The 16,431-nt window shown below is 68.3% G+C and carries 10 protein-coding genes and 1 pseudogene; 3 read left to right on the forward strand and 8 right to left on the reverse strand.

Going from position 1 to position 16,431, the window contains the following annotated elements; translation table 11 throughout:
* Positions 1 to 30: 30 nt before the first annotated feature.
* The 4 genes from ACZ7MG_RS00710 to ACZ7MG_RS00725 all read right to left on the reverse strand — a co-directional run bounded on the left by ACZ7MG_RS00710 (position 31) and on the right by ACZ7MG_RS00725 (position 5,234).
* A complete protein-coding gene (locus tag ACZ7MG_RS00710) occupies positions 31 to 852 on the reverse strand; it encodes a carbohydrate ABC transporter permease (protein WP_471386390.1) in 822 nt (273 codons plus the stop codon).
* Positions 849 to 1,832, reverse strand: coding sequence for a carbohydrate ABC transporter permease (locus tag ACZ7MG_RS00715; protein WP_471386387.1), 984 nt, complete (start codon positions 1,830 to 1,832; stop codon positions 849 to 851). The genes ACZ7MG_RS00710 and ACZ7MG_RS00715 overlap by 4 nt, the downstream gene beginning before the upstream one ends.
* A gap of 114 nt (positions 1,833 to 1,946) precedes the next feature.
* On the reverse strand, positions 1,947 to 3,200 hold the full coding sequence (locus ACZ7MG_RS00720) for a sugar ABC transporter substrate-binding protein (protein ID WP_471386384.1): 1,254 nt from the start codon (positions 3,198 to 3,200) through the stop codon (positions 1,947 to 1,949).
* Between the two features lie 90 nt (positions 3,201 to 3,290).
* Positions 3,291 to 5,234 (reverse strand): glycoside hydrolase family 127 protein, encoded by a 1,944-nt coding sequence (locus ACZ7MG_RS00725; RefSeq protein ID WP_471386381.1) that lies wholly within the window; start codon positions 5,232 to 5,234, stop codon positions 3,291 to 3,293.
* Positions 5,235 to 5,513: 279 nt separating this feature from the next.
* Here ACZ7MG_RS00725 and ACZ7MG_RS00730 point away from each other — a divergent pair, with 279 nt between their 5' ends.
* On the forward strand, positions 5,514 to 6,533 hold the full coding sequence (locus ACZ7MG_RS00730; protein WP_471386377.1) for a LacI family DNA-binding transcriptional regulator: 1,020 nt from the start codon (positions 5,514 to 5,516) through the stop codon (positions 6,531 to 6,533).
* Positions 6,534 to 6,833: 300 nt separating this feature from the next.
* Here the strand turns inward: ACZ7MG_RS00730 and ACZ7MG_RS00735 are convergent.
* Positions 6,834 to 7,464 (reverse strand): annotated as a pseudogene (locus ACZ7MG_RS00735) (class II aldolase/adducin family protein); the annotation flags it as partial.
* Between the two features lie 126 nt (positions 7,465 to 7,590).
* Positions 7,591 to 7,854, reverse strand: coding sequence for a hypothetical protein (locus ACZ7MG_RS00740; RefSeq protein ID WP_471386374.1), 264 nt, complete (start codon positions 7,852 to 7,854; stop codon positions 7,591 to 7,593).
* Between the two features lie 248 nt (positions 7,855 to 8,102).
* Here ACZ7MG_RS00740 and ACZ7MG_RS00745 point away from each other — a divergent pair, with 248 nt between their 5' ends.
* Positions 8,103 to 8,351 carry a hypothetical protein gene (locus tag ACZ7MG_RS00745; protein ID WP_471386371.1) on the forward strand — a complete coding sequence of 83 codons (249 nt, stop codon included), beginning with the start codon at positions 8,103 to 8,105 and terminating at the stop codon, positions 8,349 to 8,351.
* Positions 8,352 to 8,580: 229 nt separating this feature from the next.
* Here ACZ7MG_RS00745 and ACZ7MG_RS00750 read toward each other — a convergent pair whose 3' ends face one another.
* Together ACZ7MG_RS00750 and ACZ7MG_RS00755 are read right to left on the reverse strand one after the other, a co-directional pair.
* Positions 8,581 to 10,812, reverse strand: coding sequence for an ATP-binding protein (locus ACZ7MG_RS00750; protein WP_471386368.1), 2,232 nt, complete (start codon positions 10,810 to 10,812; stop codon positions 8,581 to 8,583).
* A gap of 290 nt (positions 10,813 to 11,102) precedes the next feature.
* Positions 11,103 to 13,907: a beta-L-arabinofuranosidase domain-containing protein gene (locus ACZ7MG_RS00755; RefSeq protein ID WP_471386365.1), complete on the reverse strand. Its 2,805-nt coding sequence runs from the start codon at positions 13,905 to 13,907 to the stop codon at positions 11,103 to 11,105.
* 975 nt (positions 13,908 to 14,882) lie between these two features.
* Between ACZ7MG_RS00755 and ACZ7MG_RS00760 the strand changes: the two genes are divergently transcribed.
* Positions 14,883 to 16,385, forward strand: coding sequence for a family 43 glycosylhydrolase (locus tag ACZ7MG_RS00760; RefSeq protein ID WP_471386363.1), 1,503 nt, complete (start codon positions 14,883 to 14,885; stop codon positions 16,383 to 16,385).
* Positions 16,386 to 16,431: the final 46 nt, after the last annotated feature.

The raw sequence follows: 16,431 nt of genomic DNA on the forward strand, positions 1-16,431 counted from the left end.
GGGTGGGCCGGGAGCGACGGTCATCAGGGGTCAGTCCTTGACCGCTCCCGCGGTCACGCCCGCGGCCACATAGCGTTGGGCGAGGACCAGCAGCACCGCGGCCGGCAGGGACGCGATGACGGCGGTGGCCATGATCGCGTTCCATTCCTGGTTGTTGTTGCCGATGTAGTGGTAGATGCCGAGGGTGATCGGCCGCCAGTCGCCGCCGCTGTCGAGGGTGTTGGCGAAGACGAAGTCGGACCAGGCCCACAGGAAGCTGAAGAGGGAGACGGTGACCAGGGCGTTGCGGCTCACCGGCAGCACGATCGACCAGAACGTGCGAAAGGTGCCCGCACCGTCGATCCGGGAGGCGGCGATCAGTTCGCCGGGGATGCCGGACATGAACGCCGTGAAGATCATGACGCCGAACGGCACGGCGATGGTGGAGTCCGCGATGATCAGGCCCCACCAGGAGTTGAGCAGACCGAGGTCGAGGAAGATGCCGTAGAAGCCCATCGCCATGACGATGCCGGGGATCATCTGGGCGATCAGCAGGAACAGGCCGAGCGCGCCGCCGCCGAGCGGGCGGAGCTTGGCCAGCGCGTATCCGGCCGGAGCGGCGAGCAGCAGGGTGAGGACCACTGTGCCCAGGCCGATGAGCAGGCTGGTGCCGAGGTACGGCATCTGGTCGTCGAGGACGGCTCGGTAGCCCTCGAAGGTGGGGTGCAGTGGCAGCAGGTCGGGCGGGCTCTTGCGCATGTCCTGCTGCGGGGTGAGGGACACGTTGATCATCCAGTACACCGGGAACAGCATCACGGCGGTGAGCAGGAGCCCGATGGCGGTGTAACGTCGTTTTCCGGTAGGGGAGTTCACGCTTCCTGCCTCCTCTGGACGCGGATGTACAGCAGCCCGAAGACGAGCGCGATGAGGATGAGGATGTTGCCGACCGCGGCTCCCGGGCCGAACTTCGGCAGCAGGGTGCCGAAGCCGAGCTGGTAGGACCAGGTAGCCAGGGTGGACGAGGAGTCGCCGGGCCCGCCCTTGGTCATGATCCAGATCAGGTCGAACACCTTGAGGGTGTAAACGAGTCCGAGCAGCAGGGTGATCGCCGAGACCGGGCGCAGCAGCGGGAAGGTGATGCGGCGGAACTGCTGCCAGGCGCTCGCCCCGTCCAGGGAGGCCGCCTCGTACAACTCCGCGGGGATGTTCTGCAGGCCGCTGTAGAGGATGACCAGGTTGAACGGGATGCCGATCCAGATGTTGGCGATCACGACCGAGGCCAGCGCCCAGTCCGGTGAGGTGAGCCAGTCGACCGGGGAGACGCCGGCCAGGCCGAGGGCGTAGTTGATGACACCGGACTCGCTGTTGAACATCCACGACCAGGTGGACGCGGACACGATCAGTGGGAGCAGCCACGGGATCAGGAACAGCGCCCTGAGGGTGCCGGCCAGCCGGAAGTGCCGGTTGAAGAAGACCGCGAGGGCGAGCCCGGCCACGTACTGGAAGGCGATCGACACGAAGGTGAAAAGCATCGTGTGACGCATCGCCGGGCCGAAGGTGGGATCGTCGAGGACGGTCCTGAAGTTGTCCAGTCCGGTGAAGGGCGCATCGCCGGCGACGAACGAGCGGACGGTGTAGTCGCGCAGGCTCAGGTCGAGGTTGCGGTAGAGCGGATAGACGTAGAACGCGGCGAGGTAGACGACCAGCGGGGCGAGGAACGCCAGCGCGGTCAGCCGGCTCCTGCGCCGCTGTCGGCGCCGCAGTGCCGAGGCGTTCGTCCGCTGTCTGGCCACGGCCACCTCGGGCCTGGCCGGGGACCGTTGTGCGCGGCGGTCGACGCGGGCGATGGTCATGCGTACTCCTGGATGAAGGTGGCCGCCCCGGGGCGCGGTGGTGTCCCCGCGTTTGCGGGTGCCGTGCGGCTGTCGAAGCAAGGGCCCCGGGGCGTGTCACGAGGGCGGCGAGTGTCAGTTGCTGCCCTTGTCGGCGGCGGTCTGCGCGGTGCTGAGAGCGTCCTTGGGGCTCGCGCTTCCGGACAGAGCGGCCTGGACGGCGGTCCACATCGGCTGGGAGATGGTGGGGTACTTGGTGCCCAGTCCGCCGCTGGTGCGGCCGCGTGCCGCGGCGACCGCGTCGACCCACGGCTTGAGCTTGGGGTTCGCCTTGACCTGCTCGGACTGCACGGCCGCGGTGGGCGCGACGTACGCCAGCGTGGTGTCCGTGGCCAGCAGGTTCGCGGAGCTGGTCAGGCAGGTCACGATCTTCTTGCTGACGTCGTAACGCGCGGTGTCCTTCTGCACCGGTACCGTGACGAACTCGCCACCCGTCGGCACCGGCGCCGCGCCGCCGTTCTGCGCCGGGATGCTGATCACGCCGTAGCCGAAGCCGGCCTTCTCGGCGTTGCCGAGCTGCCAGGTGCCGTTCTCGCTGAACGCGTAGTCGCCGGTTGCGAACTCCTGCCAGCTGGTGGTCTGGGTGTTCTGGAGAACGTCCTTGGGCGCGTATCCCTCGTCGACCCAGTCCTTCCACAGGGTCAGCGCGGCGACGCCCTTCGCCGAGTCCAGCTTGGAGAGGTCACCGCCCGCGCCCCAGAACCACGGCAGGAACTGGAAGCTGCCCTCCTCCGTGTTGATCGCGGAGAAGGTGATGCCCTTCTTCCCGGCCGCCTTGACCTTTTCCAGGGCCGCCGTCAGCGAGGCCCAGTCCTTGATGGAGGCCGGGTTGACCTTCGCGGCGGACAGCACGCTCTTGTTGTAGTAGAGGGCGAGCGTGTTCGCGCCGATCGGGACACCGTACGAGGCACCGTCTAGGGTGCCCGCGCCGATGATGTTCTTCTGGATCGACGCAGTGTCCAGCCCGAGGTCGCTTGTCTTGTTGAGGATGCCCGCCTCCACCATCGTGGAGACCACCGGGTTGTCCACGAGCATCACGTCGGGGGCGTTGCCCTGCTGCGCGGCCAGCAGCGCCTTGTTGCCGAGGTCCGAGGTGTCCATGCCCGTGCGCTTGACCGTGACCCCCGCGGCGGAGCCGCACTTGGCGACTGCCTTGCCCCACTCCGAGGAGGCGTCGAACTGCGGGTAGGGGTCCCAGAAGGTGTACGTCCCGCCGGTGCTGCCCGATCCGGAGGCAGAGGAGTCCGACCCGCCGCCGCAGGCCGCGACGGAGGTGAGCGCGCCGACGGCGGCGATGGCGGCGATCAGGGTACGGCGGGAGTTTCTCACGGTGAGACCTCGTTGTCTTGGGGCGGTTCGCAGGGAGTGAGTGGTAGGGGAGATGAGGCGGGCGAGGGAACGGCGGGGATGCGGAGGGATTCAGGTGGTGGGCAGCCAGACGCGCATGCTGCCGTCCTGGCGGTTGGCCCAGGCGTAGTAGGGGACGGCCGTGAGTGCGACGGGATCGCCGTCCGTCTCCGGGGCCCGCTCGTCGGCGGAGGCGCGGGTGTAGGGCCACCAGCCCGCATCGGGGATCTTCCGTCGGCGCCCGGTGGCCAGGACGGTGGCGACGCCGCCGAGCAGGTCGGGCCGGTGCTTCTCGGCGAGCGGACGGGTGGTGTCGAGGACGATGTCGTCCAGGCCGCCGCCGGGGTGATCGACCCCTTCAAGGCAGTACACGAGCGGTCCTCGCTCGATGGCCACGCAACCGCGTACGGCGTCCACGCGCGGGTCCGCGGCCGTCAGGCGGGGGGCCATGGCGAGTTCGAGGACGACCCGGTCACCGGGTACCCAGACGCGTTCCAGGCGGAGCCAGCCGTCGGTGGCGGGGGCATCGGTCTGGTCGTAGGTCTTGTCCCCGTACCGGACCCGGTACTCGCGGCACCACTGCGGAATGCGCAGAGAAAGGGTCCAGGGCCGGTCTTCCGGGGTCTCGTCGACGGTCAAGCCGATGCTGCCCTGCCAGGGGTAGTCGGTCTCGGCGCTCACCCGGACCATGGCCCCGTCGAGGTCGCCGGCGTACTGCCCGGTGGCGTACTGGTGGATCTGCAGACCGTCGGCGTCGGCGGAGGCGAGGTAGTGCTCCAGCGAGGCCAGCAGCCGCATCACGTTCGGTGGGCAGCACGCGCACTTGAACCAGCGGGTGCGGCGGGCCGACTGGTCGCCGCCGGGGTCGGTGTGGCCGTCGCGCACCTGGAGCGGGTTGACGTACAGCCAGCGCTCGCCGTCCAGCGACACCCCGGCGAGGAACCCGTTGTACAGGGTGCGCTCGATCAGGTCGGAGTAGCGGGCCTCGCCGGTCAGCAGGGCCATCCGCCAGCTCCACTGGACGGACGCGATGGCCGCGCACGTCTCGCAGTAGGCGCGCTCGTTGGGCAGCTCGTACGGGTCGCCGAAGTCCTCCTCGTCGTGGTGGGCGCCCAGTCCGCCGGTGATGTGGGTCTTGGTGGCGGTCATCGCCGACCAGAGCCGTTCCGCGGCGGCACGCAGTTCGGCGTCCCCCGTCTCAGTGGCCAGGTCGGTGGCGGCGGCCAGCAGGTACAGCTGGCGGACGGCGTGGCCTTCGACGTTGTCCGCCTCGCGCAGAGGGACGCGGTCCTGGCAGTACGCCTCGCCGCCCTGCAGGCCGTGACCGAAGCGGTCGACGAAGTAGCCGGCGAGTTCCAGGTAGCGGTGTTCGCCGGTCTCGCGGTACAGCTCGACCAGGGCGGTCTCCACCTCCGGGTGGGCGTCGATGCCGTCGATCGGCTTGCCGCTGCCTGGCGGGCCGAACACCGAGTCGATGTGATCGGCGAACTTCACGGCCACGTCAAGCAGCTCGGCGCGGCCGGTAGCCCGGTGGTGGGCGACGGCCGCCTGGATCAGATGTCCCGCGCAGTACAGCTCGTGGCCCCAGCGCAGGTCCTTGTAGCGCTCGCCGTCCTTGACCAGTTGGAACCAGGTGTTCAGATATCCGTCGGGCTGCTGGGCGCCCGCCACCAGGGCGATGATCCGGTCCACGTGGGCCGCGAGGTCCCCCTCGGGGCTCTGGGCGACCTGCCAGGAGGCCGCTTCCAGCCACTTGTAGACGTCCGTGTCCACGAACGGGTACCCGCCCTGGAACTCGCCGTCCGCGGCGCCCGCCGCCAGCCGCAGGTTGTGCAGGTTGCCCGCTGATTCGAGCAGCCCAGGCCCCTGAGGGGTCGAAATGCGGGCATTGACCTCACGGCGGACGGACCAGAATCCCCCGCGCACCTCGGCGACGGCGGGTCGCAGCGCGACACGGGCGTGGGGACCGAGGCGGATCGGGCCGGTGGCGGGCACGGCGGAACGTGGGCTGGGCATGGTTCTCCGATGGGGGTTGGCAGGTCACGGACCGCGAGTTCGACGGGAAGGATTTCGACGGGAACGCTGTCGGGCGCTCACGCTCTCGCGTCCCAGGAGAGGGCGGGGCAACGCCGCGCCGACAGAAGGGAAAAGGTTTTTCTGCCGGGAACCTAAGTAGTGCGCGGCTGCTGGTCAATAGTTACGCCCCAGTTTTTTTCTGCGCAGGTGAGGCATAGTGTCCTGGGCCCGTTGCTGGCACGATGTACGTGGTTGCCTCGACTAGGAAAAGGATTGCTCGTGACGGAGGTCCCACGTTCTCGATCAGCTCGGCCCGCAAGGCTCGCCGATGTCGCGGCACTGGCCGGCGTGAGCGTGGGGACGGCGTCGAAGGCGCTGAGCGGCGGTGGCAAGATGCGGCCCGAGACCCGGCAGCGCGTTCTGGCGGCCGTGGAGACACTGGGCTTCCGCCCGAACCAGCATGCCCAGAGCCTGCACACCGGCCGCACCTGGACGGTCGGGCTGATGACCACCGATGGCATCGGTCGCTTCAGCACCCCGGTCCTGCTGGGGGCCGAGGACGCGCTCGGGGCTGGCAAGATCTCCGTTCTCCTGTGCGACACACGCGGTGACACCATCCGTGAGCAGCACCACCTGCACAACCTGATGGACCGCAGGGTAGACGGCATCATCGTCACCGGTCGCCGTACCGACCCGCGTCCCCCGCTGACAGGCATCGACCACGTGCCGGTCGTCTACGCACTCTCGCCCTCCACGGACCCGGCCGACACCTCCGTGGTCTCCGACGACCGCGACGGGGTCCGCCTCGCCGTGGAACACTTGCTCGACACCGGCCGCCGTCGCATCGCACACGTGACCGGGCCCGCACACCACGCTGCCGCCCGCGACCGAGCCCAGCACGCCGTCGATCTGCTCGCACACAACGACCTGCGACTCGCCACCGACCGGATCCACCACGGCGACTGGAGCGAAGCCTGGGGACGTCGCGCCGCCGAGGCCGTCCTGCGCACCGCCCCGGACACCGACGCGTTCTTCTGCGGCAACGACCAGATCGCGCGAGGAGTCGCCGACACCCTGCGTGAGAACGGCATCGATGTGCCCGGCCGAACAGCCATCGTCGGCTACGACAACTGGGACACCATGGCTCTGGCCTCCCGTCCCCCGCTCACCACCATCGACGTGGATCTCGCCGAGATCGGCCGCACCGCCGCGCTACGACTCCTGGACGCCATCAACGACGAACCGGCGCCGGGGGTCCACACCGTGGCCTGCCGCCTGGTCGTGCGCGAATCCAGCTGAAGACCTCGTACGAAGTGGCGCCCAGATCGGCTTGCGAACGGTCCTTGTGTTCCGCCCGTGGTGTGAGGCGGTCGTGGGCACCGTCGCGTGGCCGCCGGGGATTGCGCGACGGTGACCGCGGATGGTGAGTGGATGGCGTGCCGGTTCGACGTGATCTGACGACTCGCTGCCGACGGCGAAGGCGATGGGCCCGAAATGCGAGCGTCTGTCCACTGAGCCCCGGACACACGACGGGCCGACTCGGCGAATTCCGCCAGGCACCCAGGGTCCGGGCGGAATTCGCTTGCGTGGAGGGCCGGTTCAACCGGAGGCTGCCGCTGGGCCCGGGTTGCCTAGTAGGCGTCGGGGCCGTGTTTGCGGGTGTAGTGGCGGGCGAGGAGGTGGGCTGGGGGCGGCGTGGTCGGGGACAGGGAGGGGGTGTGCAGGGCGATGTCGGCGACCGCCTCGCAGATGATCGAGTGTTCCAGGGACTTGCGGGCGGTGGCGCCCCGGGTGAAGGGGCCGTGGATCGCCACGAGCGCGGCCGGGAACTCGACCGCCTTCCGGTCGTCGTCCTTCAGCAGGTCCACGATCATGCGGCCGGTGTTGTACTCGTAGTTCTTCGCGCACTGTTCGGCGGTCAGGTCCGAGGTACTGGGAATGGGCCCGTTGAAGGTGTCGGCGTGCGTGGTGCCCAGCACGGGGATGTCGCGGCGGGCCTGGGCGAAGGCCACCGCACGGGTGGAGTGGGCGTGGGTCACGCCACCGATCGACGGGAACGCCAGATACAGACAGCGGTGGGTCTCGGTGTCGGTCGACGGCGCAGGTCGCCTTCGACGACCTCGCCGTCCGACAGCCGTACCGTCACCAGGTCGTCGATGGTGAGGTTCCCATACGGCACCCCGGAGGGCTTGATGACGAAGACGTCCGCCTCACGGTCGACTCCGCTCATGGCGAGGCCCGTTGTTCGCGGGGCGGGTCGCTCGATTCTGCGTATGGACGATCATGCTTATGGCGGCGCGAGGCGAGCGACGAGATGGGGGTGCTCGCTATCGAGGAGCACCCCCACCGGGCGGTACTACTTGTACCAGAGTTCGCTGATGGTGCGGCCGGTGACCTGCACGGTGTTGTCCGCCCGCTGCATCTTCAGGCAGACGTCGTCCCCGTAGTTGGCGTTCAGCAGATCCTGGGAGTACCACTCGCAGGTCACGCTGTTCAGCTGTTGCCGGTCACCCCACTTGACCCCGAGCCGGGTGAGATCGCTGGGCGGGTTGCCGACCTTGTCGGTCCGGTCGATGGCACGTCGGCAGGCGATGCCGTCGGTCTTGGGAACCTCGATCACTCTCACGCCGTACTACGGCCACATATGGAACGCCGCGGGCCAGCACCGCTGCTTGCCCCCCGGCTACCACTTCACCTACGTCGGTGACGATTACAACGACAAGATCACGCACTGGGGTCTTTACACCGACTGGTGCTGAGCCCTCCACCCACGGGCATGGTCGGGTATGTACAGACGTATGTCACACATACCCGACCATGCCGAGCCGGGTGCCTGCCAGACCGAGTTGATGCAGCTCCCTGGCGATAGTGAGCACGGCCGGTGGTAGCAGCAGGCGGCAACTGCCCGACGCCGAGGCCAACTTCGTCTGGTTTCCACTCGGCGCCGACACCCTGGCCTCCGCGGCCGAGTTCGAGGCACACGGGCTGGTCGTCCGGCCGTACGCCGGAGAAGGCATGCGGGTCACGATCGCACGGACGGAGGCGAACGACAGGATCGTCGAGGCGGGCGGAACCGTCCTCGCGGCGCGTCCGATCTGGGACACCGACAACCTCTGACCCATGGCATGGGAGCGACTTCCGGCGCTGGCGCCAGTGCCGGGTCAGCCGAGGTTCGCCCCGTCAGGACGCCCGGCAAGCTCCCCCACTGCCGCAAGGGGCACGGCAGGTGCACCACCCACCGCACCGGCCGAAAGGCCAAGTACACCCAGTGCGGGACTTCCGGTCGGCACACCGAGGACACACGCCGAACGCACTCCCCCAGCGGCAAACTGTGACCGTCGCGGCATCAGTTCGAGTGCATGACCCACCAGACCGCGATCTGAGCGCGGCCGGCACCTAGCTTGGCTCGAATGTTCTCGACGTGACGGTCCACCGTCCGTAGCGACCGGTCGAGCCTGAACGCGATCTGCTTGTTGCTAAGGCCCTGCGCCACCATCCCGGCGATCTCGCGTTCCCGGGGGGTGAGCATGTTCGGAGCGGTCGTCCCGGCCCCCGGTTCAGGGGTGGTGTCCAGGGCCAGCTCGATGGCCTGGGCGCGGCCGTCGGCTGCGCTACCGACGGCGAACGCCTTCTCGTACGCGGCCTGGCCCAATGCCCGTACCGTCTGCTCCACACACCGTGCGTGGCGCGCGGCCAGCTGCGGGAAGGCGGACGTGGTAATGCCTATGTTCCGCCACAGAGCGGCCGCGGCCCCCAATTGCCGAGCCGCCCGTTCGTGGTCACCACAGGAAGCGGTCATCAAGGCCAGGTCCTCCAGCATCATCTGGGCGCCCAAGTAGTCGGCGAAGCCCTGCTCGATCTCTAGCGCGGCACGGATCAGTTCCCTGGCCTCCTTCGGCTCTCCACGCGCATAAGCATCGAGACCTAGGGCCCGCAGCGCGTGTGCGCGGCCTCGCCGGTCGCCATGGGTCTCCGCCAGGGCGAGTGCCCTTTCACCGATCGCGGTCGAGCGGGGGTCGCCGAGGCCGAGGTGCAGCAAGGCCAGCTGGGAGAGCAACATGTTGGTCTCGGACTCCCTGCCCAGCGCCAAGTAGGTGTCCATCGCACCCTCCAGCAGTGACACCGCCTCCTGCCGCTGCTCCAGGAATATTGCCGCCAGCGTGCCGCGCAGGTGCTGGACAGACCCGTGAACTGACGGGTCAGCCAGGAGTTCGTTCAGTTCGTGGACTTCGTTCAGCAGCAGGTCGGCCGACGCGTGGTCGCCGTGCAGCAGCGTCAACCAGGCGGCTGTCATGAGTGCCTGGGCGCGGGCCGGGGTGGGCGCGGGCGCGGCGGTGAGGGCCCGGTCGAGTCGTTGGCGTCCCTCGCCCAGGAAGCCGCCGATGCACCAGTGGTAACGCAGCGCGGCGGCCAGCGCGAGGGTGACCTGTGGGTCGCCGGGGCAGTCCAATGCGGCGAGCAGGTCGGCGTGCCCAGCGCGAAGCCGGGTCAGGGCCTGTTCCTGGCCCGGGCCGTACCAGTGATCGGCGATGTGTTCAGCGAGGCGGAGGTGGAAGTCGCGGTGTCGCAGCCGTAGTCGTTCCGCCTCACCGGACTCGGTGAGGCGCTCCTTGCCGTACTGGCGGATGGTCTCCAGCAGACGGTAGTGGGGCAGACCCTCGGCTTCGGTGATCAGCACGACCGACTGGGCGATGAGCCGGTCCAGGAGGTCCGATACCTGGTGCGCCTCGACGCCTTCGCCCAAGCAGACGTATTCGGCTGCCTCCAGGGCGAAACTCCCGGCGAAGACCGAAAGGCGGTTCCACAGCAGCTGCTCGGCCGGGGCGCACAGACCGTAGCTCCATTCGATCGTCGCGCGCAGGGTGCGCTGGCGAGGGGACGCGGTCCGACTGCCGCCGGTGAGCAGCGCGAAGCGGTCCTCCAGCCGGTCCAGCATCTGCTCGATCGTGAGAATACGCAGCCTGGAAGCGGCCAACTCGATCGCCAGCGGCATGCCATCCAGATCGGCACACAGCCGGGACACCGCGGCATGGGTCGCGTCGGTGACACGGAACTCCGGGCGAACCGCGACAGTCCGGTCACGCAGCAACTCGACCGCCTCGTCCGGCGCCAGAGGAGGCACGGTGTAGAGGTGCTCGCCGACGATGCCCAGAGACTGCTGGCTCGTGGTCAGGACACGTACCCCGGCGGCGCCCGACAATAAGACGTCGGCCAGCTCGCCGCAGGCGTCGACGAATCGCTCGCAGTTGTCCAGCACGATCAGTGCCCGGCGTCCGACCAGTCGTAGCGCGAGCTGCCGAAGGGCGGGCCCGGCTCCAAGGTCCGGCACGCCGAGCGCGGTGGCCGCCGCGCCGGCCACCGCCGACGCCTCCTGAACAGGAGACAGGTCCACCAGCCAGACACCGTCGGGAAAGGCTTCCATCGATGCGGCGGCGGCCTCCAGCGCCAGCCGCGTCTTGCCGATTCCGCCTGCCCCGGTGAGTGTCACCAGTCGTGCCGTCCCAAGGAGTCGGCGGATCTCGGAGACCTCGCGCCGCCTGCCCACGAAGGTGGTGAACGGCGCAGGCAGATTCCCCACCGACCCAGCCACAGTAGTCACGTTCCTTGCCCCCGCCCGACTGGCAGCACGATTGAAGTCCTCGCTCCGGCGCGGGCCGATGATCGTCCGAGGGTGTGGCACTCGTCGCGTGTCACTGGACGAAGCACCGTTTATTGGTTGTTATGGATAGAACAACCAATAAACGGACTATAGCATGGCATGTCCCGACCGTCGGTCAACGGTATGGGATTAGTCCCGCCCCCGCCCGTGCAGGCATCCCCCGTCGAGGCACGCCACGAACAGCCCCCCGAGGCGGTCCCGGCCGGCCGTCAGGCCACGTATGTCGCGTTCTGCGCCGTGGTGACCACGGTCTGTCCGTCGGCCTGGGTGAGCAGACCCGCGGACACCCAGGAGTTCACCGTCGCCTGCACCTGCGTCACCAGCGCGCCCTTGTCCGCGAACGGCGCCTCGGCCCAGATGTCGTCCAGGAGTGTCGTGCCGCTGGACTTCGCCGGGTTGGTGACACCAGAGTCGGTGTTTCCGAAGACGACCTTGGGCTCGGAGCGGCGGACGTAGGCGTGCGTCGGGGCCGTGGTGCCTTCGTAGAAGGGGGCGAACTCGGTGCCATTCAGCGTGTAGTGAAGCGGCTTGCCGGACAGGGGCGTAAGCGAGGGCAGCAGGTCGCCGGAGAGGGCGGCGTTTTTGTAGAGGCCGACCTGGAGGTGGCTCGTGCTTGAGTTGCGGCCGACCAGGTTCACCGGGCCGTAGAACAGGGTCTGGAGCGACGGGTCGTCGAGGGCCTTCTCCACTCGCAGCCGGAACGGGATGGTGACTCGCACGGTGTCGCCGCTGTTCCAGGTCCGCGACACGGTGAAATAGTTGCCCGCAGCCGGAGTGCCGCTGACCGCGCTGCCGTTGACGGTCACTTTGAAGCCGCTGGTCGCCCAGGACGGCACGCGCAGCTTCAGCTCGAACGACGCGCTGCCTCCGCTGATCGTGATCGTGGAGCCCTCCTCCCGCGGGTAGTCCGTGGTCTGGGTGACGGTGACGCCCTTCTGGGACCAGGTCAGCGAGGACGGGCTGTAGAGGTTGACGTACAACGCGCTGTTGTCGGCCTTCCTGAAGTACACCGAGTCCTGGTACTTCGTGGCGCTCTCCATGCCCGTGCCCTCGCAGCAGGTCGTGCCCTGCTTGGGGGTGTAGTCGCGTACGTGCCCGGGCGTGAGGCCGATGAAGTACGTGACGAGCGGCTTCTCGGCGTCGGCCTTGTCCTGCTTGGAGCCGAGGACCTGGTTGTACAGGGCTCGCTCGTAGTAGTCCATGTACTTCGGATCCTGCTCGTGGAAGAACAGCATCCGGCTCAGCTTGAGCAGGTTGTACGCGCAGCACGTCTCGGCGTTGGTGCCGCTGATGGTGCCCGAGATCACGCCGCGGGCCTTCCAGAACTCGGCCGTGCTGGTGCCGCCGATCCCGTACATGCGCTGCGGGATCACCATGCCCCAGAAGTTCTTCGCGGCGGTCAGATAGCGCGTCTCACCCGTCGCGTCGTACAGCCGGACATAACCGGTGAAGATTGGGATGTGCTGATTGGCATGCAGGCCATCCAGGATGTCGGTGTTCGCGACACACGCGTCGATGAGCTTGTCGAGGTCGAAGAGCTTGGCGAGCGCGAGGTGTTCGGCCTTGCCGGTGATCGAGTGCAGGTCGACGATCGTCTCGACGATGCCGCCGAACTCACCACTGGAGAAGATGCCCCACATCCGCTGCAGCGTGGCGTCGGGCAACTTCGACAGCCGCGAGTACATCCAGTCACACATCCCGGAGGCGAGGTCGAGCGCGCGGGCGTCGTCCGTGGCGAGGTAGGCGTCGAGCAGGCCTTTGAGGATCTTGTGCGCGGTGTAGTAGGGCGCCCACACCTTGGTGTAGTCGGCGGTGGTCCGCGTCTCCAGGTCGATGAACTGCGTCTCCGGGTACGCGGCGAGGAAACCGGGGTGGCTCGGTCCGCCCCAGGTGCGGCGCAGCGTCGCGGTCAGGCCGCGTCCGGAGGCGTCGGCCCAGGTGCCGCCGGTGGTGGTGGCGAAGTAGTACGACGCGAGGTTGCCGAGCGCCGCGGAGGATTTCTTGGCCTCGTTGGTCTGCAGAGAGGTGATCTCGGCCGCGGTCAGGGCTCGCGAGTAGACGTTGAACTCGTCGAAGGCGCCCGCGAACACCGGGTCGCCGGCGTAGTTCGAGCGGCCCAGCCAGTTGTTCGTCAGGGTGCCCAGGACGGACGGGTTGAGGGTCATCGAGGTGTTCTGGGCGACGGCGGTGCCGTTGACGTAGAGGGTGCCCGTGGTGCCGCTGATCGTGACGGCCAGGTGGCTCCACTGGTTCAGCGGCAGGGCGGCGGTGCCGTTCAGGGCCTGCTCCCCGTTCGGCCCGCTGGTGGTGATGGCGAAGCGCGGCACCCCGCTGCCGTTGCGGGAGGCCAGGTACATGTACCGGGTCGTGTTGTTGCCGAAGTCGAAGATCCTCTGCCAGTTGGCGTTGTGAGTGGGCTTCACCCAGACCGACAGGGTGATCGCCGAGGCACCGCCGAGCACGGCGGCCGGCAGGTCGACGTACTGGTACGAGCCCCGGACGTTCTCGTGCGCGCCGCCCCACTTACCGGTGACGGTGAGCATGCGAGGGTCGGTGCGCAGGGCCGCGCGCGCCTCGGTCAGCGCGCCGACCATGGTGCGGATCTTGTCGGCGTAGACCTGCTCTCCGGTGCTCGCGTACGCCTGCGCCAGCATCGTCAGGAAGTGCCCGGTGTAGTGCCCGCGCAGATTGCCGTTGGCCTCCCCGTCCAGGCCCTCCCAGCCACCGGGGGCGACCGCCCCGCCCGTGGAGAGCCCGGCGTTGGCGCGGAACACCTGCAGCAGCCGGTTCACGTCGTAACCGCGGCCGTGGTCAAGCATCAGCTGGCGCTTGGTGGCGAAGATGCCCTGCCCCAGGTTGACATCCGTGAGCTCGAACGGTCGGAGCGTCCAGGAGGACGGCGCCGGCAGCGTGGCGGCGGCTGCCCTGCCGGTGGCGGCGTACGTCATCGCCGGCGCCGCCATGGCGAGCAGCGTGGCCTGCAGGAGTGTTCGTCTGGAGAGTGCGGGTGCCATGCGTTTCTCGTCTCTGCGCAGGGTGTTTTGGGATCGGAACTTGCTGGCCAAGCCCCGGTATTCGTCATGTCGAACCATGTTCGACATGGCGAACGCCGCAATGGAACTAACTGCGGGGTCAAGGTCTGATTGGTGTTGTCGAGGCCCATCCATGGCTGGATCTTCAACCGATGGGCCGTACCCACGTCGGCCTCGTCCGGGACGAGTCCGTTGGAGCGGGACGATACTGCCGTCGACCCGGAATGACCACTGCCAGGCGGTATTCCCGTTGCGGACTCACAGGATGGACGCGGTCGAAGACCTGCAGCTGGACGCCCGTCCGGGCGTCCGGGACCTTGAGGCGGCGCCCGAAAGCCGGTGTCCGCTAGGAGAAGCGCGCACTGAGGAGCCAGGGGGCGCCTGACCTCAGCGAGATACGTCGGCAACCCCGTCGCGACACGCCCCAGCCCCTCGGGCGGTCGGCGTACCGCGCCGGCGGCGTGCCCGCAGGTCAGGATCACCATGGAGTAACAGGCGAAGCGGCTCACGGCTCGCTCCTCGATCGGGCCCTCCGTCTCCCGGGACGACAGTCGACCCCGAAGTCGTACGGCAGCTGTTGCGCAGGCGGCTGGTTCGAGCGGAACGGGCCGTCCCGCCCGAGCGGGGAGATCCTGGCGCTCATCGCGGAGGGACTTCGACGGGGCCGCCGCCGGGCCGCATCAGAGGATGCCGGCGGTGCTCGCATTTCTGCTGGGGCAGATCGCTTCGCTTCCGGGCCCGGCCGTCCACGCCGTCCGAGCTGAACCTTCCGAAGGCGAGAAAGCGTTCGGGCGGTCGATGGAGTCCGCGACACCGGCCTTGCCCGACCCATTGACGGCACTCCGGGCGCACCTCTACCTTTCGGTCGAAGTTACGCACATTGTTCGTTATTTCGAACACGCGGGCGGGGGGCCGCTAGTCCGAGCCGCTGCTGGAAGGACATCTGTGATCCGCACCATGAACCGTCAACGATCGAGTCGTCGCTGGGCGATGCTCGGGGCAGCCCTGCTTTCTTTGATCGCCTCCCTGCTGGTCGTCGTCACGCAGCCCACCGCCGCGGCCGACGGCCAGCCATACACAAACCCGGTCAAGTCCCAGAAGGGTGCCGACCCCTGGCTGGAGTATTACAACGGCAACTACTATCTGGTCACGACCACGTTCACCAACAAACTGCTCATGCGGAAGTCCCCCACCCTCACCGGGCTGAGCACCGCCCCGAGCGTGGAGATCTGGTCGGACACCACCGCGGGCCGCAACGCCAACATCTGGGCGCCGGAGATCCACTTCCTCGACGGCAAGTGGTACCTGTACTACTCGGCCGCGCAGTCCGGCGCCGCCTGCTGCGACACTCAGCGCACGCACGTGCTCGAGAGCTCCGGCACCGACCCGATGGGCACGTACACGTACAAGAACCAGCTCACCGGCTCCAACCTCAGCCCCGGCGGCTGGCTCATCGATGCCAGCGTGCTGAAGCACGACAACAAGCTCTACCTGATGGGCAGCGGCTTCATCAACGGCAGCAAGCAGAGCCTCGTCATCGCGCCGATGAGCAACCCGTACACGCTGAGCAGCTCCACCTTCACGATCATCTCCAGCCCCACGCTCAGCTGGGAGACCTCCGGTGGCGCGGTCAATGAGGGACCCGAGCCGCTCTACCATGGCGGCCGGACCTTCGTGACCTTCTCTGCCAGCCACTGCCGGACCGCGGACTACAAGCTGGGCCAGCTGGAGCTCACCGGCAGCGACCCGCTGGATGCCGCCTCCTGGACGAAGAAGCAGACGCCGGTCTTCCAGCGCAATGACACGGCGAGCGTCTACGGCCCCGGCCACAACGGCTTCTTCACCTCCCCCGACGGCACCGAGAACTGGATCGTCTACCACGGCAACAGCGCGGCCAACGGCGGCTGCGGCAACGGCCGCACCACCCGCGCGCAGAAGTTCACCTGGAACGCTGACGGCACCCCGGACTTCGGCACCCCGGTCGCCCTCGGCACCTCTCTGGCCGGCCCGTCCGGTGAGACCGCGACCACCCCGACCGCGTACACCATCGTCAACCGCCACAGCGGCAAGTGCCTCGACGTCACCGACAGCAGCACCGCCGACGGCGCCAACATCCAGCAGTGGAGCTGCACCGGCGGCGCCAACCAGAAGTGGCGTATCGAGGACCGGGGTGACGACGCCAGCCGCCTGGTGAACGTCGCAACCGGCAAGGTTGCCGACGTCGCCAACTGCTCCTCCGCCGACGGCACCGACATCCGGCAGTGGTCCTGGCTGGCCAACAATTGCCAGAAGTTCCGCATGATCTACACCGGCGACGGCTACGTCCGCATCACCAACGTCAGCACCGGCAAGGTCGCCGACGTCGCCAACTGCGGCACCGGCAACGGCGTCGACGTACGCCAGTGGTCGTGGCTGAACAACAACTGCCAGCAGTGGCGGCTCGTGCCCACGACCGCCTGACCGGCCGGCACCGGGTGTGCGCCAAGCCTGGCCAAGCTCGCCACAG

Source organism: Streptomyces sp. NPDC107538 (genome assembly GCF_055657445.1).